Here is a 21,867-nt window from a genome sequence, read left to right on the forward strand (position 1 = left end):
CATCGAAGAAACAAGGGGCGGCAAGCCGCCCCTTCCAACGGGACGGGGGAACAGGGCCACCCACCGAGCCGCAATCAAGGCCCGAATGAAAATTGGGAGAAGACAAATGCGTAAACTTTTGATCGGTCTTGTCGGGGCGGCTCTCGCTTCGTCGATGACCTTCGCCTACGCCCAGGACAAGAAGGTCAATATCGCCGTGTCCATTCCGGCGGCCGACCATGGCTGGACCGGCGGTGTCGTCTATCATGCAGAGCGGGCAGCCAAGATTCTCGAAGCCAATCATCCCGGTCTGAAGATCACCATCAAGACCTCGCCGGATGGCGCCTCGCAGGCCAACGCTCTGGAAGACCTGACGACGCAGGGCATCGATGCGCTGGTAACATTGCCGCACAATTCCGATGAGCTCACCGATCCAATCCGCGCGGTCAAGGAAAAGGGCATATTCGTCACCGTTGTCGACCGCGCCCTGTCCGATCCGAGCATCCAGGATCTCTATGTTGCCGGCAACAATCCGGAACTGGGTCGCGTGGCCGGTGAATATCTGAAGAATACGCTGAAGACCGGTGACGTCGTTGTCATCCGCGGCCTGCCGATCGTTATCGACGAAGAACGCCAGAAGGGCTTCGACGACGCGATCGCTGGCAGCGGCATCAAGGTGCTCGACAAGCAGTTCGGCAACTGGTCGCGTGACGACGCGTTCAAGATCATGCAGGACTATTTGACCAAGTTCCCGAAGATCGACGCCGTATGGTGCCAGGACGATGACATGGCTGTCGGCGTTCTCGAAGCCATCGAACAGGCTAAGCGTACGGACATCAAGCTGGTCATCGGCGGCGCCGGCATGAAGGACATGATCAAGCGCGTGGCCGATGGCGATGCAATGACACCGATCAATGTTCTCTATCCGCCATCAATGGTGGCAACGGCCCTGGAACTCACCGTCGCCAATTTCTATGATCAGGTACCGGTACGTGGCAAGTACATCCTCGACGCAACCCTTGTCACCAAGGACAACGCCAAGGAATTCTACTTCCCGGATTCACCGTTCTGATTGGCTCAGTTGACCAACTGAAAACCGGAAAGGCCTCCCCTGCGGAGGCCTTTTTGTTGGCGCCCTACCCATGGAGATGTCGGTCCCGCGCAGATTGCGCATCCAGAATGTGCAAGAACTTTCTGCTACGCGCATGCAACCAAAAATAGTAATGTGGGCAAGGGGCGGTTTGGTCGAGGGGACATGCGCCGCCCTTAGCAGGGGGAGTGCGCCATGCCAATCGCCACCGTGTCCAGCCGAATGCTCGCCGTTACCGACGAAATGCACACAGTCATGGATTTTGCGCGAAAGGTCATGGAGGGCGACGGCCTCGGGCCTGACGCCTGCGATTTCCTGTTCGGTAATCCGCAAGAAATGCCGTTGCGCGGATTTGTCGATGCTTTGACCCGCCATGTCGAGCCGCAGGATGTTCATTGGTTCGGTTACAAAAAATATGAAACCGTGGCGCGGGAAACGGTAGCTCGTTCGCTCAGCCAGGCGCGCAACAGGGACTATGGGCCAGACGATATTGCGATCACTGCCGGCGGGTTCGGCGCGATAGCGGCCGCGCTGCTTGCGGTGCTCGAGGTGGGGGAGGAGGTCATCTATCCGCGTCCCGGCTGGTTCGCCTATGGCGCCCAGATTCGCGGCGCGGCAGGGACACCTGTCGCCGTCGACCTGGTCCCGGAGACCTATGACCTCGATCTCGAAAGGATCGAGGCAGCGATCACCCCGCGCACCCGCGTCGTGGTTGTCAACACGCCGCACAATCCGACCGGCCGCATCTTTGCCCGCGCTCAGCTGGACGCGCTCGCCGAAAGACTCGCGGCCGCATCCGAACGGTTCGGCAAGGTAATCTATCTCCTTGCCGACGAGCCCTATGCCCGGCTTGTGTTCGATGGCCATGCCCATATCAGTCCGGCCGAAAGCTACCCGCACACGCTGATCGCCTATTCCTTCGGCAAGACCTTGCTCGCGCCCGGCGAGCGCCTCGGTTGGCTCGCATTTGGGGCCGACATGCCCGAGGCTGATCGCATAAGGCTGCGCGAGGCTGTCGACATGGCGCAGGTTTCACACGGCTGGGCCTTCGCCGGTCGTACCCTGCAGCGGGCACTGCCCGACCTCGAGAAACTCAGCATCGATGTCGTAGCGCTGGCGCGGCGCCGCGATCGCATGGTTGAAGGCTTGCGGACAGCGGGATACGACCTGCCCGTGCCCGAAGGTACTTTCTATCTCATTCCGCGCTCTCCGATACCGGACGACATGGCCTTTGCGGCCCGCCTGGCAACCGACGGTGTCTGGGTGCTGCCTGGCAGCGTTGCGCAAATGCCCGGACGACTGCGGATCAGCTTGACGGCAAATGACGGGATGGTGGAGCGCTCCCTGCCAGTCTTTGCGCGGGCAATCCGCGAAGTCGCAACCTAGGCCGTGGCCGGGCGCCATCCTATCCAGTTGCGACATTTCTCGCCGCCAATAGAATTGATTTGTTGACATAAACATATCTTTATGTGAACCTGCCGCCTCTTCCAAAATCATTGGTCATGAGGCATGCTCTGTTATGAATATTGCGGTTGAAAGTCTGGGTGATAACCTGTTTGGGCCCATGGGCGCCCCGCGCGACGGCTCGGAGGTTTTCGCCGCCCTGACCAAGGCGGCGAAGGAACGTATCCTTATCCTTGACGGTGCCATGGGCACGCAGATCCAGGGCCTCAATCTCAATGAAGAGAGCTTCCGCGGCCAACGTTTTGCCGACTGCTCCTGTCATTTGCAGGGCAATAATGACCTCCTGATCCTGACCCAGCCGCAGGCCATCGAGGATATCCACTACGCCTATGCCATGGCCGGGGCGGATATTCTCGAAACCAATACCTTTTCCTCCACCACGATAGCGCAGGCCGACTACAGCATGGAGGAGGTGGTCTATGAACTTAACCGCGATGGCGCACGCCTGGCCCGCCGTGCGGCAATCAAGGCCGAACAGGCGGATGGCAAGCGTCGTTTCGTTGCCGGTGCACTCGGCCCGACCAACCGCACCGCATCTATTTCACCGGACGTCAACAATCCCGGCTACCGCGCCGTAACTTTCGACGACTTGCGCATCGCCTATGCCGAGCAGGTACGCGGCCTCATCGATGGCGGCGCCGACATCATCCTCATCGAGACGATTTTCGATACGCTGAATGCCAAGGCAGCGATCTTCGCGACACAGGAAGTATTCGAGGAAAAGGGCATCACCTTGCCGGTGATGATCTCCGGCACGATTACCGACCGTTCCGGCCGCACGCTTTCCGGCCAGACGCCCACGGCGTTCTGGTATTCGGTGCGCCACGCGAAGCCGTTCACGATCGGCCTCAACTGCGCGCTCGGCGCCAATGCCATGCGCGACCATCTGGCGGAAATCGCCAGCGTCGCCGACACCTTCGTCTGCGCCTATCCCAATGCGGGCCTGCCCAACGAATTCGGCCAGTATGATGAGAGCCCGGAGGCAATGGCGGCGCAGCTTGAAGGGTTCGCCAGGGAAGGTCTCCTCAACATCGTCGGCGGCTGCTGCGGGTCCACGCCCGAACATATCAGGGCGATTGCCGATGCCGTTGGCAAATATGCCCCACGCGAAATCCCCGAGACAGACATCCATATGCGGTTGTCGGGGCTTGAACCGTTCACCCTCACCAAGGACATTGCATTCGTCAATGTCGGCGAACGCACCAATATCACCGGCTCGGCCAAGTTCCGCAAACTCATTACCGCCGGCGACTTCGCAACCGCGCTCGACGTCGCGCGCGATCAGGTGGCGAATGGCGCGCAAATCATCGACATCAACATGGATGAGGGCCTCATCGACAGCGAAAAGGCCATGGTCGAGTTCCTCAACCTGATCGCCGCCGAGCCGGATATCGCCCGTGTGCCCGTGATGATCGATTCGTCCAAATGGGACGTCATCGAGGCCGGGTTGAAATGCGTGCAGGGCAAGCCCCTGGTCAATTCGATCTCGATGAAGGAAGGGGAGCAGGCGTTCATTGATCACGCCAAGCGCGTTCGCGCCTACGGGGCGGCCGTCGTGGTCATGGCCTTCGATACGGATGGCCAGGCCGACACATTGGAACGCAAGGTCGCGATCTCGACACGCGCCTATGAGCTCTTGACCAGGGAAGCAGGCTTTCCACCGGAAGACATCGTGTTCGATCCCAATGTCTTTGCGGTCGCCACCGGCATTGAAGAACACAATGGCTACGGCGTCGCCTTCATAGAGGCGGCACGCCAGATCACCGGCACCTTGCCGCATGTGCACATTTCCGGCGGTATATCCAACCTGTCCTTCTCATTCCGCGGCAACGAGCCGGTGCGCGAAGCCATGCACGCGGTCTTTCTCTACCATGCAATCCAGGCGGGCATGGATATGGGCATCGTCAATGCCGGCCAGCTTGCGGTCTATGAATCCATCGACCCGGAGCTGCGCGAAGCCTGCGAGGATGTGGTTCTCAATCGCCGCGATGACGCCACCGAACGCCTGCTCGATCTTGCAGAACGCTACAAGGGTGCTGCCGGTAAGGAGGCAAGGGAACGCGATCTCGCCTGGCGGGAATGGAGCGTCGCCAAGCGCATCGAACATGCGCTGGTCAATGGCATCACCGAATTCATCGATGCTGACACCGAAGAAGCCCGTCTTTCCGCAGAACGGCCGTTGCACGTCATCGAGGGCCCGCTGATGGCCGGGATGAATGTCGTCGGCGACCTCTTCGGCGCCGGCAAGATGTTCCTGCCACAGGTCGTGAAATCCGCCCGGGTGATGAAGCAGGCCGTGGCCGTGCTGCTGCCCTACATGGAGGCGGAGAAGCTTGCCAATGGGGGTTCGGGCCAGCGCGAAAGCGCCGGCAAGGTATTGATGGCAACCGTCAAGGGCGACGTCCACGATATCGGCAAGAACATTGTCGGCGTCGTGCTTGCCTGCAACAATTACGAGATCATCGATCTTGGCGTCATGGTGCCATCGGCCAAAATCCTGCAAACGGCCAAGGAGCAGAACGTAGACATCATTGGCTTATCCGGCCTCATCACTCCTTCGCTGGACGAGATGGTGCACGTTGCCGCTGAGATGGAGCGGGAAGGTTTCGACATTCCGCTGCTGATCGGCGGCGCGACGACCAGTCGCGTGCACACCGCGGTCAAGATCAACCCGCGCTACAATAAAGGGCAAACCATCTATGTGACGGATGCCAGCCGCGCTGTCGGCGTCGTTTCCAACCTCCTGTCGCTGGAGTCCAAGCCTGCTTATGTCGAGACGATCCAGGCCGAATATCTGAAGGTCGCAGAAGCCCATGCGCGCAATGAGGCCGACAAGCAGCGCTTGAGCCTCGCCAAGGCCCGCGCCAATGCACAGGTTGTTGACTGGGCCTCCTACGCACCGCCACGGCCGAGCTTTCTCGGGACCCGTGTGTTCGAGAACTACGATCTGGCCGCGATTGCCCGCTATATCGACTGGACGCCGTTCTTCCAGACCTGGGAGCTCAAGGGCCGGTACCCCGCCATTCTCGAAGACGAGAAGCAGGGTCCCGCCGCCCGCCAGCTGTTCGACGATGCGCAGGCGATGCTGCAGAAGATCATTGCCGAGAAATGGTTTAATCCAAAGGCAGTGATCGGCCTGTGGCCGGCCGGGGCGGTCGGCGACGATATCCGCCTGTTCGTGGACGAGGCCCGTGGCAAGGAGCTTGCGACCTTCTTCACGCTGCGCCAGCAATTGTCGAAGCGCGATGGCCGGCCAAATGTGGCACTGGCGGATTTCGTTGCGCCGGTAGACAGCGGCAAGCAGGATTATGTTGGCGGTTTTGTTGTCACCGCCGGTATCGAGGAGATCGCCATTGCCGAACGTTTCGAGCGCGCCAATGACGATTACTCCTCCATCCTTGTGAAGGCTCTGGCCGATCGTTTTGCCGAAGCCTTTGCGGAATTGATGCACGAGCGCGTCCGCAAGGAGTTCTGGGGCTATGCGCCCCATGAGAGCCTCTCACCCGAGGAACTGATCGGCGAGCCCTATCGCGGCATCCGCCCCGCACCGGGCTATCCGGCGCAGCCCGATCATACGGAAAAGGAAACGTTGTTCCGGCTGCTCGATGCGGAGGCGAACATCAATGTTCGCCTGACGGAGAGCTATGCCATGTGGCCCGGTTCCTCCGTGTCGGGCATCTACATCGCCCATCCGGACAGCTATTATTTCGGCGTCGCCAAGGTCGAGCGCGACCAGGTGGAAGACTATTCGGCACGCAAATCGATGCCTGTCGCAGAGGTCGAACGCTGGCTGGGACCCATCCTCAATTATGTACCGGCACCCAGGGTTCAGGCCGCGGAATGAAGATAGTGGCGTGGCGGAGCTCCGAGCATGCGTTTGAACATGGTCGTGAACGCCGGCACGCTGCTGTAACCAAGATCCAGTGCAACGCTGGTCACCGGCTCTCCTTCGGTCAGGCGCGGCAGCGCGGACAGGAGACATGCCTGCTGGCGCCATGTCGAAAGGCTGAGGCCGGTCTCACGGCGGAACATGCGGGTGAATGTGCGCCGGCTCATGCCGAGCCGGTCAGCCCAATCATCGATATTGGCATGGGGCGAGGGATCGCTGAGGAAGCCGCGGCATAGCGCGGCAAGTCGCCGGTCTTCAGGAAATGGAAGACCCAGCGGCCGTTCCTCGAGGTTCGGAATCTCATGCAATAACAGGCCCATGACCAGTGTCATGCGTTGGTCGGCCTGCATATCCAGCGGCGCCGCCACCGCTTCGCGAATGAGACTGTCGGTCAGCGGCGTCAGCCCGACCACGTGCAGATGGCTTTTCAGACCTTCGACCGCGTTGGGCCGGACATAGATCGAATGCATGGCGACATCGCCCAGCATGTCCACCGCATGGTCGATCCCCGCCGGCAGCCACAGCGCATGGTGCGGCGGGACCATCCAGCGTCCGAACTTCGTCGTGACCATGGCAACGCCGGTTATGGCATGCAGCAACTGCGACTGGATATGATGGTGATCCGGAATATGAAATCCGGACGGATAAAGACTCGCAAGCGCAACGACATCCCCCTCTGCCTTCTCCAACCAGTCGAGCCGCATCCGATGCTGCTTTTCCAGTTCGAGTCCTGCGGCATGACGCGCCGCGAAAGTCCCATAGCGCATAATTTTTGGCCCACTCGCGAAAGAACTGGACCAAACCACGAAAGCAGGTTTGCTGCAACAAGTATATCAGTGACTGGAGAAGAGCGGCGCGCCTACGCGCCAGCGCTCTCACGTTCAATTTGGAAACGCCAGATGACTGATACCGCCATGCCAGCCCAGCGGGCTTCCGCTGAATCCACAGTGTTTGCGATCATTTTCGCGGTGAGTTTCTGCCATTTCCTCAATGACATGATGCAGTCGCTGCTGGCTGCGATCTATCCGATGCTCAAGCAGAATTATGGCCTCGACTTCAAGCAGATCGGATTTCTGACCCTGACCTTCCAGGTCACGGCATCGCTGTTGCAGCCGGTCGTCGGCACCTACACCGACAAGCGGCCGATGCCCTATTCACTGCCCGTCGGCATGGCTTTTTCGCTGGTCGGCCTTGGCCTTCTGTCCGTCGCAACGCATTATGCAATGCTGCTTGCCGGCGCGGCCTTCATTGGCATTGGCTCATCGATCTTCCATCCTGAGTCGTCGCGGGTGGCCCGGCTGGCATCCGGAGGCCGCCATGGCCTGGCCCAGTCCTTCTTTCAGGTTGGCGGCAATTTCGGCACAGCAAGCGGTCCCTTGCTGGCCGCCTTCATCGTGCTTCCCCGCGGCCAGCAGAGTATCGCCTGGTTCTCGCTGGCGGCGCTTCTCGGCATGATCATTCTGTATCAGGTCGGCAGCTGGTACCAGCGTTACCGTGCTGCCAACGCCAACCGGCCCGCCGCAAGCAAGGTCCTGCGCCTGCCCAGGAAGAAGGTCATCATTTCACTGATCATTCTGACGTTGCTCGTCTTCACGAAGAACATCTATCTTGCCAGCATCTCGAGCTATTACACGTTCTATGTCATCCACAAGTTCGGCATATCCGTGCAGCAATCGCAGATGATGCTGTTCCTGTTCCTCGGCGCCGCGGCCGTCGGCACCGTCCTTGGCGGTCCCATCGGCGACAAGATCGGCACCAAGGCAGTCATCTGGTTCTCTATCCTCGGGGTGCTGCCCTTCACGCTGCTCATGCCCTATGCGAATCTGTTCTGGACCGGCGTCCTGACGGTCTTCATCGGATTCATCCTCTCATCAGCCTTTCCCGCGATCGTCGTTTTTGCGCAGGAACTGGTGCCGGGCCGCGTCGGCATGATCGCCGGAATTTTCTTCGGTTTTGCCTTTGGCATGGCCGGCATCGCCGCGGCGGTGCTCGGTTTCGTCGCCGACATCAAGGGAATCGATTATGTCTATATGGTCTGTTCCTACCTGCCATTCCTTGGCTTGCTGACGATCTTCCTTCCCAGCATGCGTGAAGTGCGGGGCGAATCCGTAGCAATCTAGGCCCAGGCACACGATCAGGTTTGCCCAAATGTGATGCTCACAGGCGAGGACCCGGCAAGCACCGGGTTCTTGTTTCGGCGGACTCGCTTTCGCTCCTGATGCTTATTGTCAGGATGCTGGTTTGAATTTTCTCGAAAGTGCCCATATAAGGAACGCCGTTCCTGCGGTATCTCGCCGTACGCGTGACCACGCGTCCTCACCGAAATCCTCTCGGGTAGTTTCATGTCCTCAGCCATCTCCGTCACCAGCCTGTACAAAACCTATTCGACCGGTTTCGAAGCGCTGAAGAACATTAATCTCGACATTCGCCATGGTGAGATTTTCGCCCTGCTCGGGCCGAACGGCGCCGGCAAGACGACGTTGATCTCGGCCATATGCGGCATCGTCAATCCAACGTCGGGGACAATCCTTGCCGATGGCCATGATGTCATCAAGGACTATCGCGCCGCACGCTCGAAGATCGGCCTCGTTCCCCAGGAACTGACGACCGATGCATTCGAAACCGTATGGGGAACCGTCAGCTTCAGCCGCGGCCTTTTCGGCAAACCCGCCAATCCGGGCCATATCGAGAAGATCCTGAAGGAACTGTCCTTGTGGGACAAGAAGGACTCAAAGCTCATGACGCTTTCCGGCGGCATGAAACGCCGGGTCATGATTGCCAAGGCCCTGTCGCACGAGCCGCAAATCCTCTTTCTGGATGAACCCACAGCCGGCGTGGATGTGGAACTGCGCCGCGACATGTGGAGCGTCGTCCGCGAGCTGCGGGGATCGGGCGTAACCATCATTCTGACGACCCATTATATCGAGGAGGCGCAACAGATGGCCGACCGGATCGGCGTCATCAGCCACGGCGAGATCATTCTTGTCGAGGAAAAGGATGAACTGATGCGCTCGCTCGGCAAGAAGCAGCTTCGGCTGCATCTGCAGGAGAAGCGCGATAGCGTTCCGGAGGCCCTTGCGGCCTATGGGCTGGAGCTTTCCCCCGACGGCTGCGAGCTGATCTACACCTACGATACCCAGAAGGAGCGTACGGGCATCACCGCATTGCTGCAGGATCTGGGCAAGGCAGATGTGCGTTTCAAGGATATCCAGACCAGGGAAAGTTCGCTTGAAGACATATTCGTCAACCTGGTGAGGGAACGCAAATGAACCTATACGCCATCAAGGCAATCTACCTGTTCGAGATGCACCGCACCTGGCGAACGATCATGCAGAGCGTCATTTCGCCAGTGCTTTCGACCAGCCTCTATTTCGTGGTTTTCGGCTCGGCGATCGGCGGCCGCATCCCGGAGATCAACGGGGTCAGCTATGGCGCGTTCATCGTGCCGGGCCTCATCATGCTCTCACTCCTGACGCAGAGCATCTCGAACGCCTCCTTCGGCATTTACTTTCCGAAATTCGTCGGCACGATTTACGAACTGCTTTCGGCGCCGGTTTCCTATGTCGAGATCGTTATCGCCTATGTCGGCGCTGCCGCAACGAAATCGATCCTCCTGGGAGTCATAATTCTCGCCACCGCATCATTGTTTGTGCCGCTGCGAATTGAGCATCCATTCGTCATGCTGCTCTTTCTGGTGCTAACGGCAGTCACCTTCAGCATGTTCGGATTCATCATAGGCATATGGGCTGATGGCTTCGAAAAACTGCAGCTCGTGCCGCTGATGATCATCACGCCGCTCACCTTCCTCGGCGGCAGTTTCTATGCTGTCGACATGCTTCCACCCTTCTGGCAGACGGTGACGCTGTTCAACCCGGTCGTGTACCTGATCAGCGGCTTCCGCTGGAGTTTCTTTGGACTCTCCGATGTCCACATCGGCACCAGCCTCGCCATAACTGCCTTGTTTCTCCTCGCCTGCATGTTGATCCTGCGCTGGATATTCAAGACGGGTTACCGGCTGAAGAGCTAGCGCAGGTCACCGTTCAATGACATGCAGGCTCCTGCTTCCTTCGTGCACGGCGTCCGTCACAAGGCGTCGATCGAACGTGGCAAGCTGGCCGTTGTTTGCCCGCGCAAGTGCAAGGAGATAGGTGTCGGTAACCTGACTTGATGTCAGCAGTCGCGATTGGTCGACCAAGTTTGATTGCATCAGGCTGATGCTATCCGTCCAGAACACATGGCCGGGACGGGACAATAATCCCGTAAGCATCGACGCAATCGCTGCTGGAGTACCGGGCGAATTGCGGTAACGCGGATCACCAATAATGCGGATGACGCCGTTCTCCGTAAGGGGGCAGGTAGCCCAAGCAGTTTGACCAATTTCCGCAAACCAGCCGTGTGCCGAACTGTGGTGGATATGTGCCGGATCAAACAACGCAATCAGTACATTGACGTCAAGCAGGAATGTCATCAGGGCAGTTCATCGCGCAGCTGATTGACGAACTCCATGGTAACCGGCGTTCCATCCTTTACAGTAAGAAGCGGCACTCCGTTGCGCTCGCTCAAGCCGGTGGTTTGCACCTGCAAGGATTTGCGGGCAAGCATCGATATGACCTCGCCAATTGTCTTATTCTGGTGTTCGGCCAGTCCTTTCGCCGCGGCAAGCACGTCGTCATCGATGGCCAAGGTGGTCCGCATTTTCTGGACTCCAGCATCACGCATCAAACATCAGTCATCAAGATAGTCGCACACTCAACCGATATCAAGTGCCAGCCCTACCTGAAGTAGGCCTCCAAAGCAGCCAAACCGGCTTTCAGCTCCTTTTCGCCGTGCGGTCCGAGGTTGGACAGAAGCTCCGCCTCGAATGCGTGCGCTACCTTTGCCAGATCGGCATAGACCTTTCGTCCCGCAGGCGTCAGTTCCAGATTCTCGATGCGACGGTCGGCTTCGTCACGCTTGCGGCGCAACCAGTATCGCTGTTCCAATGCAAACACCGCCCGCGATACCTTCGTCTTGTGCATCGAGGAATGCGTTCCGATCGCAGTGGCCGTGAGAACACCGAACTGGCCAAGCGTGGCAAGCGTACGCCATTCCGGGCGGGTCAGCCCATATTGGTCGCGGTAGAGCCCGGCGAACCGCTGACTGATCGCCTCGGCAGCCTTGTTCAGCCGGTACGGCAGGAAGTCTTCCAGTATCAATGGCGGTTTCTCGGTCGTCTCATCAACCATCGTGCACAAATCCTCGTTTGCGGTTGATAGTTACAAAATAGATCGTCACAATTGCAACTAAATTGATTGGACACCTTCCTTAGGGTCGCCCATCGGGCTGGAACTATAGAAAGGTCAAGCAGGAGGATGTGTGATGGCGCCCAGCAACTATATGCCCGGATTCGGCAATGACTTCGAAACGGAAGCCTTGCCCGGCGCCCTGCCACAGGGGCAGAATTCGCCGCAGCGCTGTGCCTATGGCCTTTATGCGGAACAGCTTTCCGGCTCACCCTTTACCGCTCCACGCGGCATCAACGAACGTTCCTGGCTGTATCGCATCCGGCCGTCGGTCAAGCACAGCGGCCGTTTCTCACCGGTCAAACGCCCGCATTGGAAGACCGCGCCCAATCTCGACGATCATGAACTGCCGATAGGGCAGCTGCGCTGGAACCCGACGCCAATGCCGTCCGAACCGACCAGTTTCATCGATGGTGTCCGCACCATCACTACCGCCGGCGACGTGCACGGCCAGGCCGGCATGGCGGCGCATGTCTACGCCATTAACCGCGACATGCAGGATGATTACTTCTTCAATGCCGACGGCGAGATGCTCCTGGTACCCGAGAAGGGGCGGCTGAGCATCTTCACCGAGATGGGTGTCATCGACATCGAACCCTCGGAGATCTGCGTGGTGCCGCGCGGCATGGTGATCAAGGTCGCGGCAATGGATGGCGAGGCCCGCGGCTACATCTGCGAAAACTACGGGGCAAAGTTCGCCCTGCCGGACCGCGGCCCGATTGGTGCCAACTGCCTCGCCAACCCGCGCGATTTCAAGACTCCGGTTGCGGCTTTCGAAGACAAGGAAGCACCGTGCCGTCTGCACGTGAAATGGTGCGGAAAATTCTATGAAACCCTGCTGGACCATTCACCGCTGGACGTGGTCGCCTGGCATGGAAACTATGCGCCGTACAAATATGACCTGCGCACTTTCTCGCCCGTCGGCGCGATCCTGTTCGATCACCCGGACCCATCCATCTTTACCGTCCTGACCGCGCCTTCCGGAGAGGAGGGGACTGCCAATGTGGATTTCGTGATCTTCCCTCCGCGCTGGCTGGTGGCCGAGCACAGTTTCCGCCCGCCCTGGTACCACCGCAATATCATGTCGGAATTCATGGGCCTGGTATATGGTCAGTACGACGCCAAGGAGGAGGGATTCGTGCCGGGTGGCATGAGCCTGCATAACATGATGCTGCCGCATGGCCCTGACACTATGGGCTTCAACAAGGCTTCGACGCTGGAGCTCAAGCCGCAGCGGCTCGAAAATACATTGGCGTTCATGTTCGAGACGCGCTTCCCGCAACACCTCACCCGCTTTGCTTCGGAACTGGAGTCCCTTCAGGACAACTATGCCGATTGCTGGAAGGATCTGAGAAAGCGCTTTAACGGCACGCCCGAGGGAGACTGGTCCGAATGAAGCTCGCCTCCCTGGATAATGGTACGCGCGACGGCAAACTCGTTCTCGTCTCAAGGGACCTGACCCGCTTTACCAACGCCTCCTTCCTGACACCTACGCTACAGTCAGCTCTCGACAACTGGGCACGCATCGCCCCGCATCTGGAGGCACTCAGCACCAGCCTCGAACTTGGTGCAGTCCCGACGGAGCGCTTTCACGAACATGACGCCCTGTCGCCGCTGCCCCGGGCCTACCAGTGGGCGGATGGCTCGGCCTATGTCAATCATGTCGAACTGGTGCGCAAGGCGCGCGGCGCGGAGATGCCGCAAAGCTTCTGGACCGAACCGCTCATGTACCAGGGCGGCTCGGACAGCTTTCTCAGCCCCCGGGAGCCGATCCGCATGGCCGATGAAGCCTACGGCATCGACATGGAGGGTGAGGTCGCAGTGATCGTTGACGATGTGCCTGCCGGCGCAACGGTCGACGAGGCCCGCAATGCCATTCGCCTCATCATGCTGGTGAACGACGTCAGCCTGCGCGGACTCATTCCGGCGGAGCTCGCCAAGGGCTTCGGGTTCTTCCAGTCAAAACCATCTTCAGCGTTCTCACCCGCTGCGGTGACCCCCGATGAGCTCGGCGATGCCTGGGATGGCAGCCGGGTCCACTTGCCGTTGAACGTCGATCTCAATGGCAGGCCGTTCGGCCGCGCCAATGCAGGGGTCGACATGACCTTCGACTTTCCTGCGCTGATTGCCCATGCGGCAAAGACGCGGCCGCTTGCCGCCGGAACGATCATCGGTTCCGGCACCGTATCCAACAAGCTCGATGGTGGGCCGGGCAAGCCCGTCTCGGAGGGGGGTGCCGGCTATTCCTGCATTGCCGAAATCCGCATGATCGAAACGATCGATCGGGGCACCCCGCAAACCCCGTTCATGCGGTTTGGTGACACCGTGCGCATCGAGATGCAGGACAAGGCTGGCCATTCGATCTTCGGTGCCATCGAGCAGCAGGTGGTGCAATATGGCCGGTAAAGCGATCCTTTATGATTACTGGCGGTCTTCCGCCAGCTATCGCGTGCGGATAGCGCTCAATGTCCTGGGGCTCGACTATGAGACGGTGCCTGTTGACCTCCTCAAGGGCGAGCATAAGGGCATCAACCACCTCACCCGCAACCCGCAGGGTCTGGTACCGGCATTGGCGATGGACGGGCACATGATGACGCAATCACTGGCGATCATCGAATATCTCGATGAAGTCTTTCCCGATGCCGGGTTTCTGCCAGCCGACCCGGTCGGTCGCCAACGCGTGCGGGCACTCTCCTACGCCATTGCCATGGAAATCCATCCTGTCTGCAATCTCGGCGTCATATCGCACGTCATGGAGTTGACAGGTGGCAGTGAGGAAACGCGTGGGCTCTGGATGCGCAAGTTCATCGCCGAGGGGCTGGCAGCCGTCGAAACCATGCTGGATCACCCCGACACCGGCACCTTCTGCCATGGGGACACTCCCGGCATGGCAGATTTCTGCCTGGTGCCGCAGGTCTACAATGCCAGGCGATGGGGTGCCGAAATCGACCATCTGCTCCGCATCAAAGGCATTGTCGACCATTGCGAGGCAGTCGAGGCCTTTACCGCAGCACATCCGGACCGGGTCAAGGCCGAAGTCTAGAGCATCAGACAACCTTCACGTCATACAGGGCGAACGACGTATCCGATGTCAGAATCGTGAGGTTTTCGACCTGTGCCTGGGCGATAAGAACCCGGTCGAACGGATCGCGATGACGGTCGCCCACTCGCTCAGTGCGTGCCGCGTGTTTCTCGTTGACTGGCAGGAAGGGGATATTGTGCATTCTCACCGTCTCGACGATATCGCCGTCCAGTCTGAGCTTTCCCAGTCCCCGCTTGATCGCGATCTCCCAGATCGTCGCTGAACTTACGATCAGACCTTCACCGCGTTGCAGGATCGTCCTCTGAGCTGTTGAAAGCCGCGGATCATCGCCGAGCGCCCATAACAGCACGTGGGTATCGATGAGATAGAGTGGGCGACTCACTTGACGTAGTCGTCCCAATCGGCGCTGAGGTCGTCAAAATCGTCCGCAATCTCAATGCGCCCCTTCATCGCCCCGATCAGGCTTCCTGGCTTCGCATTGCGGCCGGGAAGGGGAGAGATGGTTGCTACGGCCTTGCCGTGGCGCGTCAGGACAATCTCCTCACCGGACTGGGCACGGGCGACGAGTTCGGAAAATTTGGCCTTGGCTTCTGCGATTGAAATATTCAGATCGGGCTCCTTATGACTATAATTTAGGTCATATTTGAGCCCGATGCAATGGAGCAGCGTAGGTCTACTCCGCCGCTTCTATCTTGATAACGCCCCGGCGGATCTGATCCTCTTCGATGGATTCGAACAGGGCACGGAAATTGCCTTCGCCGAAGCCTTCGTCACCCTTGCGCTGGATGAATTCGAAGAAGATCGGCCCGATCACGGTCTTGGAGAATATCTGCAGGAGGATCTTCGTCATGCCGCCATCGATGACGCCTTCGCCATCGATGAGGATGCCATGGCGCTTCATCCGCTCGATCGGCTCGTCATGGCCGTTTACGCGATCGTGTGATTTCTCATAATAGGTCTCGGGCGGCCCAGGCATGAATTTCAGGCCATTGTCGGCGAGCTTGTCGGTCGCGTCGTAGATCGACTCCGTGCCGACAGCGATGTGCTGGATGCCTTCGCCCTTGTACTTGCGCAGATATTCCTCGATCTGGCTCTTGTCGTCAGTCGATTCATTCAGCGGAATGCGGATCTTGCCGCAGGGCGAGGTGATGGCACGCGATACGAGACCGGTCAGCTTGCCGGCAATATCGAAGAAGTGAATCTGCTTGAACCCGAAGAGCTCGCGATAGAACGCCCACCACTTGTCCATGTTGCCGCGATAGACATTATGGGTGAGGTGATCGAGGTAATAGAACCCCACGCCCTCCGGTTTTGGGTCGCGCTCACCCAGCCATTCAAACTCTGCGTCATAGGCCGAGCCCTTGTCGCCATAGGTTTCGATGAAATAGAGCATCGACCCGCCAATACCGACGATTGCCGGGACATCGAGCGTCTTGTCGTCACCTTCATAGGGAGCCGCACCCTTGGCAACCGCGTGGTTGAAGGCGTGTGCGGCATCGACGACCCGCCATGCCATGGAGGGGGCACAAGGTCCATGCTTCTCGACAAACTTGGTCGCATGTGAACCGGGCTCGGCATTGAGGATATAGTTGATGTCGCCCTGGCGCCAGACGGTGATGTTCTTCGTCCTGTGCCGCGCTACAGGTGCATAGCCCATGCGGACAAACAGCTCTTCCAGCTTTTCCGGTTCCGGATGGGAGAATTCGACAAATTCGAAACCGTCCGTTCCGGCGGGGTTGTCCTTGCTGATTACAGCCTTCGGTGCGTCATGCGGAAACGGGCCCATCTCATCCTCCATTCAATTGCTCGCATTATCACTCAAAAAGCCCGCAATGTGCTTGCATTTCAGCGCTCTCGTGGCGTAACTTTCGCACGATATGCGCATATGTACTGCAAAGGATGCACAAATGACGCAACTTGACCCTTCAGACCGCAAGATACTCATCTGTTTGCAGGACGATGGGAGGCTGACGAACAACGAGCTTTCGGAGCGGATCAACCTCTCGCCGTCGCAGTGCTCGCGCCGCCGTTCAAGGTTGGAGGAGGAGGGCTATATTCGGGGTTACCGGGCGGAGATAGACCGGGAAAAGCTTGGCCTTGGCATCGTCAACATTATCTCGGTGACGCTCGCCACGCATAATCGCGACAATGCCCGGCGCTTTTCCGAGCTGATTTCCAATCTGCCGCAGGTCATGGAGGCCCACGCGCTGACCGGCGAGATGGACTACTTCATAAAAGTGGTCACACCTGACCTGCGTGCGCTCTCGGCCTTCGTGAATGAAGTGCTGCTTCCGCACGAATCCGTCCAGAACGTGAAGACGGCCATTGTCCTCGATACGCTGAAGGAAGACGGCCGTTTGCCAATTTGAACCCTCTCACCCTCCGTTATCCTCGGGCTTGACCCGAGGATCCATTGGGATAGTCGAATCGCTGCGCAGAGCTCGTGTTTCTTCGAGACTAGTGCGGGTCCTCGGGTCAAGCCCGAGGATGACGGAGAAGTGGAAGATGGCAGAAAGTAGGGTCAGGCCCCGCATGCGCGGTTTCCGCCCGCGTGAGTGCCACGCTCGCAACGCCGATCAAATAAGCCATTGCGTCACCGGCCTCAAACGTAGCAACATTTGCACCGCTCGCGGTATTGTTGTCTGTCCTTTGCGCGTCAACTTGCTGGTGAGCCTCATGGAAACAGCGCCTTCCTCACCATCGGATAGACGCGAGCATGGCCAAGCATGTAGGCGGTAATGGCGTGGGCGTCGAAAATGCCATGAAACGCCCGGCCGAGAATGTTCAGCCCGCCCGTATAGGCGCCGAAAGCCGGCATGATCATACGCGACCGGTCACTGACGAAACAGCGTCTCTGTACTGACTGTCCGCGTCGCACCACCTTGGCCGCCGGATGCAGATGCCCGGCTATCTCGCCGGGAGAAGGCGATTTCGAGGGCTCGTGCCTGAAGACCAGGTTTCCGAGTGCCAGCTCCGTGAATGTTTCGCCCGGCAGTTCCGCCGGATGGTTGGGATCGTGATTGCCGGTAATCCAGATCCACTCGCGTCCCGCCATAAGCAGGGAGAGTTCCGCCGCATAGATTGCGGGAAGACGGGCAGCCGCATCACCATCATGAAAACTGTCACCAAGGCTGATCACGCAGGCAGGATTGTATCGCGCTATGACCGCTGCCAGTGCGGCCAGTGTCGTTGCCGTATCGTAGGGCGGCAGCAGCATGCCGCGCCGGGCGAAAGACGAGCCCTTTTCGAAATGCATGTCCGAAACCACGAGAATACGGTCATGGGCGAGATAGAGCGCACCTGATGGATCGCAGACGGCGCCATGCCCGGCGACGACCAGTTCGGCCGTCCCGTGCAAAGCTGTCTTCATCGTCTGGAATGCCAGGTTCATGTATTTTCCATCATTTCCCGGGTCAGCTCGTCAGCAATCTCTTCCAGCAGCCTCTCATGCGCCTCACCGGGAACTCGTTCCTTTCCGATTTCCATCATGACGGGAACGGCGAGCGGCGAAATCCGCTCCAGATCCTTGTGGACTATGTGCCCCTTGATTCGGCTTAGCATACGGCCAAGCCGCTCAATGTCGAGCAGGCCCGCCGCCGCATCGGCGCGTGTTGCCTGAATCAGGATGTGGTCCGGCTCATGTTCGCGCAAGACGTCGTAGACAAGGTCCGTCGAGACAGTGACCTGCCGTCCGGTTTTTTCCTGCCCCGGGTGGCGCTTTTCCACCAATCCGGAGATCAGCGCGCAATTGCGGAAGGTGCGTTTCAACATCCAGCTTTCCGCCAGCCAGGCCTCGAGATCGTCACCCAGCATGTCTTCATCGAAAAGGTCCGCAAGGGGCAACTCCCCCTTTTTGAACATGCGCCCCATGTCGCGCAGGCCCCAGACCGTCAGTGCATAGTCCGTGGCGACGAAGCCGAGCGGGCGCGCCTTCGCCCGTTCCAGCCGCCGGGTCAGCAACATCCCGAGCGTCTGGTGCGCCAGCCTGCCTTCGAACGGGTAGGTCACCATATAGGACCGCTCGCCGCGCGGAAACGTCTCGACAAGCAGGCTGCCGGGCTGTGGTATAATCGAGCGATCCTTCTGGATGCGCAGCCAGTCACTGACCTGGTCTGGCAGGGCGCCCCAGCGTTTGGGGTCCGCAAGCATGGCACGCACCTGTTCCGCGAGATAGGTGGTCAGCGGAAACTTGCCGCCGGCATAGGCCGGAATCTTGGCATCAAAGCCCTCGGCATTCGAGACCATGCATTCATTTTCGCGAATGCCCTCGAAGCGCAGCACGCGGCCGGAAAAAAAGAAAGTATCGCCCGGACTGAGCGATTCGACGAAATATTCCTCCACCTTGCCGAGCACAGGGCCGCCCCTGACATTCCCGCCCTTGCCGCGTTGGCGGGTAAGCCGCACGTTGAGGCTCGGCGCCTCGATAATGGTGCCGACATTCAACCGGTACTGCTGGGCGAAACGCGGATGCGTCACACGCCAGGTTCCGTCTGCGGTTTGCCGGATCTTGGCAAAGCGCTCATAGCTTTTCAGCGCGTAGCCACCGGTTGCAACGAACTCGACGATCCGGTCAAAGGTATGCCGGGGCAGCCCGGCATAGGGGAGGGCTGTCTTGATTTCGGCATAGAGATCGTCCGCACGGAACGGCTCGGCACAGGCCATGCCAAGCACGTGCTGCGCCAGCACATCGAGCGATCCTTCACCAAGCGGCGGCGTGTCCTGCGCGCCTATGTAGTTGGCGTCGAGAGCCGCCTGGCACTCCATCACCTCGAAACGGTTGGCCGGAACGAGGATGGCGCGCGAGGGTTCATCCATGCGGTGGTTGGAACGCCCGATGCGTTGGGCAAGCCGGCTCGCGCCTTTCGGTGCGCCGACATGAATGACGAGATCGACATCTCCCCAGTCAATGCCAAGATCGAGCGTCGAGGTGGCAACGACGGCGCGCAGCGCATTGGCCGCCATGGCCTGCTCCACCTTGCGGCGCTTGCTGACATCGAGTGACCCGTGGTGCAGCGCAATCGGCAGATTGTCCTCATTGGCCATCCACAGCTCGTGAAACAACCGCTCCGCCTGGCTGCGCGTGTTGACAAAGATCAGCGTCGTGCCGTGCCGTTTGATGGCATCGTAGATGCCTGGAAGCGCGTAGACCGCCGAATGCCCGGCCCAGGGGACGTGATCATCGGTGTCGAGGATCGTAATGTGCGGCTTCGCCCCACCTTCCACCGTAACAAGGCTCGCCATCGGCGCATCGCCCGTCTGTGGCAGGAGCCAGCGTCGCAATCCATCGGGGTCCGCGACAGTCGCGGAAAGTCCGATCGTCTGTACGCCGGGCTGTAACCGGCGCAGCCGCGCCAGGCCCAAAGAGAGCAGATGGCCGCGCTTCGACGTTACCAATGAGTGCAACTCGTCGAAGATCACATAGCGCAGGTCTTCAAAGAAACGGCCGGCGTCCTTTGCGGCGATCAGCAGCGCGAGTTGCTCCGGTGTCGTCAGCAGGATGTCCGGCGGCGCCAGTTTCTGCCGCTGCCGCTTGTAGGCGGGTGTGTCCCCCGTTCGCGTTTCGAGCGAAATGTCGAGACCGATCTCGTCGATGGGCATTTCGAGGTTGCGGTGGATATCGACTGCCAGCGCCTTCAACGGCGAAATGTAGAGCGTGTGCACGCCGCGGCTCGTCGCATTGCTCCTGCCGCGGGTCGCAAGGTCGACCAGCGCCGGCAGGAACCCCGCCAGCGTCTTTCCCGCCCCGGTCGGGGCGATCAGCAAGGCGGAGTTTCCTTGGCTTGCCTCCTGCAGCAGTTCGAGCTGGTGTGCACGCGGCGACCAGCCCTTGGACTGAAACCAGTTCAGGAAGGGAAGCGGTAGATATGCGGCGCCGATGTCGGCCGGGGGTGATTTGCTGGTGCTCACTGCAGCGAATGTAGTGGCCATCGTTCAATGCGCCAAGTTCTCTTTGTCAGGATTGCGCGGAGCAAAATGCGGCCTATCTTCGTTAGGTCACGGGAGTTGTGAAAAGATTGATGATACTTGTCTTTGGCCAAAGCGTTCCACGTCATACCCTCCCCACGAGGGGGAAGGCCAGAGGCGGCACGGTTACGCCATGCTGAAACGTCCCGAAGCCCTGCTGTGTTCGACACCCGCTGGCCTTTATTCTCCGGCCGGTGATTTCCACATCGACCCGGTCCATCCCGTTGACCGCGCATTGATCACCCATGGCCATTCCGACCACGCCCGCTCCGGTCATCGCAAGGTGATGGCTACGCAGCAGACACTCGATATCATGGGTTTGCGCTATGGCGCGAATTTCGCGGGCGAAACACAGGCCGCGGGTGTAGGCGAGACCATAAGTATCAACGGCGTTTCGGTCAGCTTTCACGCGGCCGGCCACGTGCTGGGGTCGGCACAGATCGCGGTGGAAAAGGACGGCATGCGCATTGTCGCCTCCGGCGACTACAAGCGACGTGCCGACCCGACCTGCGCGGGTTTCGAGCCGGTCGCCTGCGATGTCTTCATCACCGAGGCCACCTTTGCCCTGCCGGTATTCCGTCATCCCGACAGCCGCGACGAGATTGCCAAGCTGCTCAAATCTGTCGAACAGTTCCCGGAGCGCTCGCATCTGGTTGGGGCCTATGCGCTGGGCAAGGCCCAGCGCGTCATCCGCATGCTGCGCGACGCGGGCTATGACCGGACAATCCACATCCATGGTGCACTCGAGAAGCTCTGCCAATACTACCAGTCGCAAGGGATAGACCTTGGCCCCCTTGCGCCAGCAACCACGGAGGCAGGCAACGTGCAGGATTTTGCCGGTGCCGTTGTCATTGGTCCACCCTCGGCATTTCTAGACCGCTGGGCGCGGCGTTTTCCCGACCCCGTCTCCTGTTTCGCCTCCGGCTGGATGCGCATTCGCCAGCGGGCACGCCAACAGGGCGTGGAGCTGCCGATCATCCTGTCCGATCATTGCGATTGGGACGAGCTGACCGGCACGATTGCCGAACTCGGACCCTCGCAGGTTTGGGTCACCCATGGACGCGAGGAGGCGCTGGTGCGCTGGTGCGAGCTGAATGGCTTTGCAGCACGGCCGCTCCACCTGGTCGGTTATGAGGACGAGGGGGACTAGATTGTA

At 59.6% G+C, this 21,867-nt stretch carries 20 protein-coding genes; 11 read left to right on the plus strand and 9 right to left on the minus strand.

Features of this window, described 5'->3' with window-relative positions; translation table 11 throughout:
- Positions 1 to 106: 106 nt before the first annotated feature.
- The 3 genes from K9U38_RS14810 to metH all read left to right on the plus strand — a co-directional run bounded on the left by K9U38_RS14810 (position 107) and on the right by metH (position 6,377).
- Complete coding sequence (locus tag K9U38_RS14810; RefSeq protein WP_224495105.1) at positions 107 to 1,051, plus strand: substrate-binding domain-containing protein; 945 nt, start codon at positions 107 to 109, stop codon at positions 1,049 to 1,051.
- 213 nt (positions 1,052 to 1,264) lie between these two features.
- Positions 1,265 to 2,455 (plus strand): aminotransferase class I/II-fold pyridoxal phosphate-dependent enzyme, encoded by a 1,191-nt coding sequence (locus K9U38_RS14815; RefSeq protein WP_224495106.1) that lies wholly within the window; start codon positions 1,265 to 1,267, stop codon positions 2,453 to 2,455.
- Positions 2,456 to 2,588: 133 nt separating this feature from the next.
- A complete protein-coding gene (gene metH / locus K9U38_RS14820; protein WP_224495107.1) occupies positions 2,589 to 6,377 on the plus strand; it encodes a methionine synthase in 3,789 nt (1,262 codons plus the stop codon).
- On the opposite strand, the gene K9U38_RS14825 is transcribed toward metH, so the two are convergent.
- The gene (locus K9U38_RS14825) at positions 6,362 to 7,189 is read right to left on the minus strand and encodes an AraC family transcriptional regulator (protein ID WP_224495108.1); all 828 of its coding nucleotides are present in this window, start codon (positions 7,187 to 7,189) and stop codon (positions 6,362 to 6,364) included. The genes metH and K9U38_RS14825 overlap by 16 nt on opposite strands.
- Before the next feature lie 132 nt (positions 7,190 to 7,321).
- Between K9U38_RS14825 and K9U38_RS14830 the strand changes: the two genes are divergently transcribed.
- The 3 genes from K9U38_RS14830 (at position 7,322) to K9U38_RS14840 (ending at position 10,449) form a co-directional block, all read left to right on the plus strand.
- A complete protein-coding gene (locus tag K9U38_RS14830) occupies positions 7,322 to 8,542 on the plus strand; it encodes an MFS transporter (RefSeq protein ID WP_224495109.1) in 1,221 nt (406 codons plus the stop codon).
- A 222-nt stretch (positions 8,543 to 8,764) separates the two neighbouring features.
- On the plus strand, positions 8,765 to 9,691 hold the full coding sequence (locus tag K9U38_RS14835) for an ABC transporter ATP-binding protein (RefSeq protein WP_224495110.1): 927 nt from the start codon (positions 8,765 to 8,767) through the stop codon (positions 9,689 to 9,691).
- Positions 9,688 to 10,449, plus strand: coding sequence for an ABC transporter permease (locus K9U38_RS14840; protein ID WP_224495111.1), 762 nt, complete (start codon positions 9,688 to 9,690; stop codon positions 10,447 to 10,449). Before K9U38_RS14835 ends, K9U38_RS14840 begins: the two co-directional genes overlap by 4 nt.
- A 6-nt stretch (positions 10,450 to 10,455) precedes the next feature.
- On the opposite strand, the gene K9U38_RS14845 is transcribed toward K9U38_RS14840, so the two are convergent.
- From K9U38_RS14845 to K9U38_RS14855, 3 genes are all read right to left on the minus strand, one after another.
- Positions 10,456 to 10,890, minus strand: coding sequence for a TA system VapC family ribonuclease toxin (locus tag K9U38_RS14845; protein ID WP_224495112.1), 435 nt, complete (start codon positions 10,888 to 10,890; stop codon positions 10,456 to 10,458).
- On the minus strand, positions 10,890 to 11,117 hold the full coding sequence (locus K9U38_RS14850; RefSeq protein WP_224495113.1) for a CopG family transcriptional regulator: 228 nt from the start codon (positions 11,115 to 11,117) through the stop codon (positions 10,890 to 10,892). The genes K9U38_RS14845 and K9U38_RS14850 overlap by 1 nt, the downstream gene beginning before the upstream one ends.
- Positions 11,118 to 11,194: 77 nt before the next feature.
- Positions 11,195 to 11,647, minus strand: a complete 453-nt coding sequence (locus K9U38_RS14855) for a MarR family winged helix-turn-helix transcriptional regulator (protein WP_224495114.1) — start codon at positions 11,645 to 11,647, stop codon at positions 11,195 to 11,197.
- A gap of 133 nt (positions 11,648 to 11,780) precedes the next feature.
- On the opposite strand from K9U38_RS14855, the gene hmgA reads away from it, so the two are divergent.
- From hmgA to maiA, 3 genes are read left to right on the plus strand one after another with little or no spacing between them, the layout of a single operon-like run.
- The gene (gene hmgA, locus K9U38_RS14860) at positions 11,781 to 13,100 is read left to right on the plus strand and encodes a homogentisate 1,2-dioxygenase (RefSeq protein ID WP_224495115.1); all 1,320 of its coding nucleotides are present in this window, start codon (positions 11,781 to 11,783) and stop codon (positions 13,098 to 13,100) included.
- Positions 13,097 to 14,110, plus strand: coding sequence for a fumarylacetoacetate hydrolase family protein (locus tag K9U38_RS14865; protein WP_224495116.1), 1,014 nt, complete (start codon positions 13,097 to 13,099; stop codon positions 14,108 to 14,110). Before hmgA ends, K9U38_RS14865 begins: the two co-directional genes overlap by 4 nt.
- Positions 14,100 to 14,747: a maleylacetoacetate isomerase gene (maiA, locus tag K9U38_RS14870; RefSeq protein WP_224495117.1), complete on the plus strand. Its 648-nt coding sequence runs from the start codon at positions 14,100 to 14,102 to the stop codon at positions 14,745 to 14,747. Before K9U38_RS14865 ends, maiA begins: the two co-directional genes overlap by 11 nt.
- A gap of 4 nt (positions 14,748 to 14,751) precedes the next feature.
- On the opposite strand, the gene K9U38_RS14875 is transcribed toward maiA, so the two are convergent.
- Genes K9U38_RS14875 through hppD form a run of 3 tightly spaced genes read right to left on the minus strand, consistent with a single transcriptional unit; the run spans position 14,752 to position 16,533 of the window.
- Positions 14,752 to 15,129: a type II toxin-antitoxin system VapC family toxin gene (locus tag K9U38_RS14875; RefSeq protein ID WP_224495118.1), complete on the minus strand. Its 378-nt coding sequence runs from the start codon at positions 15,127 to 15,129 to the stop codon at positions 14,752 to 14,754.
- On the minus strand, positions 15,126 to 15,413 hold the full coding sequence (locus K9U38_RS14880) for a type II toxin-antitoxin system Phd/YefM family antitoxin (protein WP_370631950.1): 288 nt from the start codon (positions 15,411 to 15,413) through the stop codon (positions 15,126 to 15,128). The genes K9U38_RS14875 and K9U38_RS14880 overlap by 4 nt, the downstream gene beginning before the upstream one ends.
- 7 nt (positions 15,414 to 15,420) lie before the next feature.
- Positions 15,421 to 16,533 (minus strand): 4-hydroxyphenylpyruvate dioxygenase, encoded by a 1,113-nt coding sequence (hppD, locus tag K9U38_RS14885; protein WP_224495119.1) that lies wholly within the window; start codon positions 16,531 to 16,533, stop codon positions 15,421 to 15,423.
- 121 nt (positions 16,534 to 16,654) lie between these two features.
- On the opposite strand from hppD, the gene K9U38_RS14890 reads away from it, so the two are divergent.
- Positions 16,655 to 17,116 carry an Lrp/AsnC family transcriptional regulator gene (locus tag K9U38_RS14890; RefSeq protein WP_224495120.1) on the plus strand — a complete coding sequence of 154 codons (462 nt, stop codon included), beginning with the start codon at positions 16,655 to 16,657 and terminating at the stop codon, positions 17,114 to 17,116.
- Between the two features lie 305 nt (positions 17,117 to 17,421).
- Here K9U38_RS14890 and pdeM read toward each other — a convergent pair whose 3' ends face one another.
- Complete coding sequence (gene pdeM / locus K9U38_RS14895) at positions 17,422 to 18,117, minus strand: ligase-associated DNA damage response endonuclease PdeM (protein WP_224495142.1); 696 nt, start codon at positions 18,115 to 18,117, stop codon at positions 17,422 to 17,424.
- Between the two features lie 17 nt (positions 18,118 to 18,134).
- Positions 18,135 to 20,675: a ligase-associated DNA damage response DEXH box helicase gene (locus K9U38_RS14900; protein ID WP_224495121.1), complete on the minus strand. Its 2,541-nt coding sequence runs from the start codon at positions 20,673 to 20,675 to the stop codon at positions 18,135 to 18,137.
- Between the two features lie 169 nt (positions 20,676 to 20,844).
- Here K9U38_RS14900 and K9U38_RS14905 point away from each other — a divergent pair, with 169 nt between their 5' ends.
- A complete protein-coding gene (locus tag K9U38_RS14905) occupies positions 20,845 to 21,861 on the plus strand; it encodes a ligase-associated DNA damage response exonuclease (protein WP_224495122.1) in 1,017 nt (338 codons plus the stop codon).
- The last annotated feature ends 6 nt before the right edge of the window (positions 21,862 to 21,867 follow it).

The organism is Phyllobacterium lublinensis, from assembly GCF_020164435.1.
In the GTDB taxonomy this organism is placed as follows: domain Bacteria; phylum Pseudomonadota; class Alphaproteobacteria; order Rhizobiales; family Rhizobiaceae; genus Phyllobacterium; species Phyllobacterium lublinensis.

Excerpts from the sequence above, each read along its gene's own strand:
- K9U38_RS14810 (WP_224495105.1), top strand. The coding sequence starts at position 107 with ATGCGTAAACTTTTGATCGGTCTTGTCGGGGCGGCTCTCGCTTCGTCG.
- K9U38_RS14815 (WP_224495106.1), top strand. The coding sequence starts at position 1,265 with ATGCCAATCGCCACCGTGTCCAGCCGAATGCTCGCCGTTACCGACGAA.
- metH (WP_224495107.1), top strand. The coding sequence starts at position 2,589 with ATGAATATTGCGGTTGAAAGTCTGGGTGATAACCTGTTTGGGCCCATG.
- K9U38_RS14825 (WP_224495108.1), bottom strand. The coding sequence starts at position 7,189 with ATGCGCTATGGGACTTTCGCGGCGCGTCATGCCGCAGGACTCGAACTG.
- K9U38_RS14830 (WP_224495109.1), top strand. The coding sequence starts at position 7,322 with ATGACTGATACCGCCATGCCAGCCCAGCGGGCTTCCGCTGAATCCACA.
- K9U38_RS14835 (WP_224495110.1), top strand. The coding sequence starts at position 8,765 with ATGTCCTCAGCCATCTCCGTCACCAGCCTGTACAAAACCTATTCGACC.
- K9U38_RS14840 (WP_224495111.1), top strand. The coding sequence starts at position 9,688 with ATGAACCTATACGCCATCAAGGCAATCTACCTGTTCGAGATGCACCGC.
- K9U38_RS14845 (WP_224495112.1), bottom strand. The coding sequence starts at position 10,890 with ATGACATTCCTGCTTGACGTCAATGTACTGATTGCGTTGTTTGATCCG.
- K9U38_RS14850 (WP_224495113.1), bottom strand. The coding sequence starts at position 11,117 with ATGCGGACCACCTTGGCCATCGATGACGACGTGCTTGCCGCGGCGAAA.
- K9U38_RS14855 (WP_224495114.1), bottom strand. The coding sequence starts at position 11,647 with ATGGTTGATGAGACGACCGAGAAACCGCCATTGATACTGGAAGACTTC.
- hmgA (WP_224495115.1), top strand. The coding sequence starts at position 11,781 with ATGGCGCCCAGCAACTATATGCCCGGATTCGGCAATGACTTCGAAACG.
- K9U38_RS14865 (WP_224495116.1), top strand. The coding sequence starts at position 13,097 with ATGAAGCTCGCCTCCCTGGATAATGGTACGCGCGACGGCAAACTCGTT.
- maiA (WP_224495117.1), top strand. The coding sequence starts at position 14,100 with ATGGCCGGTAAAGCGATCCTTTATGATTACTGGCGGTCTTCCGCCAGC.
- hppD (WP_224495119.1), bottom strand. The coding sequence starts at position 16,533 with ATGGGCCCGTTTCCGCATGACGCACCGAAGGCTGTAATCAGCAAGGAC.
- K9U38_RS14890 (WP_224495120.1), top strand. The coding sequence starts at position 16,655 with ATGACGCAACTTGACCCTTCAGACCGCAAGATACTCATCTGTTTGCAG.
- pdeM (WP_224495142.1), bottom strand. The coding sequence starts at position 18,117 with ATGAAGACAGCTTTGCACGGGACGGCCGAACTGGTCGTCGCCGGGCAT.
- K9U38_RS14900 (WP_224495121.1), bottom strand. The coding sequence starts at position 20,675 with ATGGCCACTACATTCGCTGCAGTGAGCACCAGCAAATCACCCCCGGCC.
- K9U38_RS14905 (WP_224495122.1), top strand. The coding sequence starts at position 20,845 with ATGCTGAAACGTCCCGAAGCCCTGCTGTGTTCGACACCCGCTGGCCTT.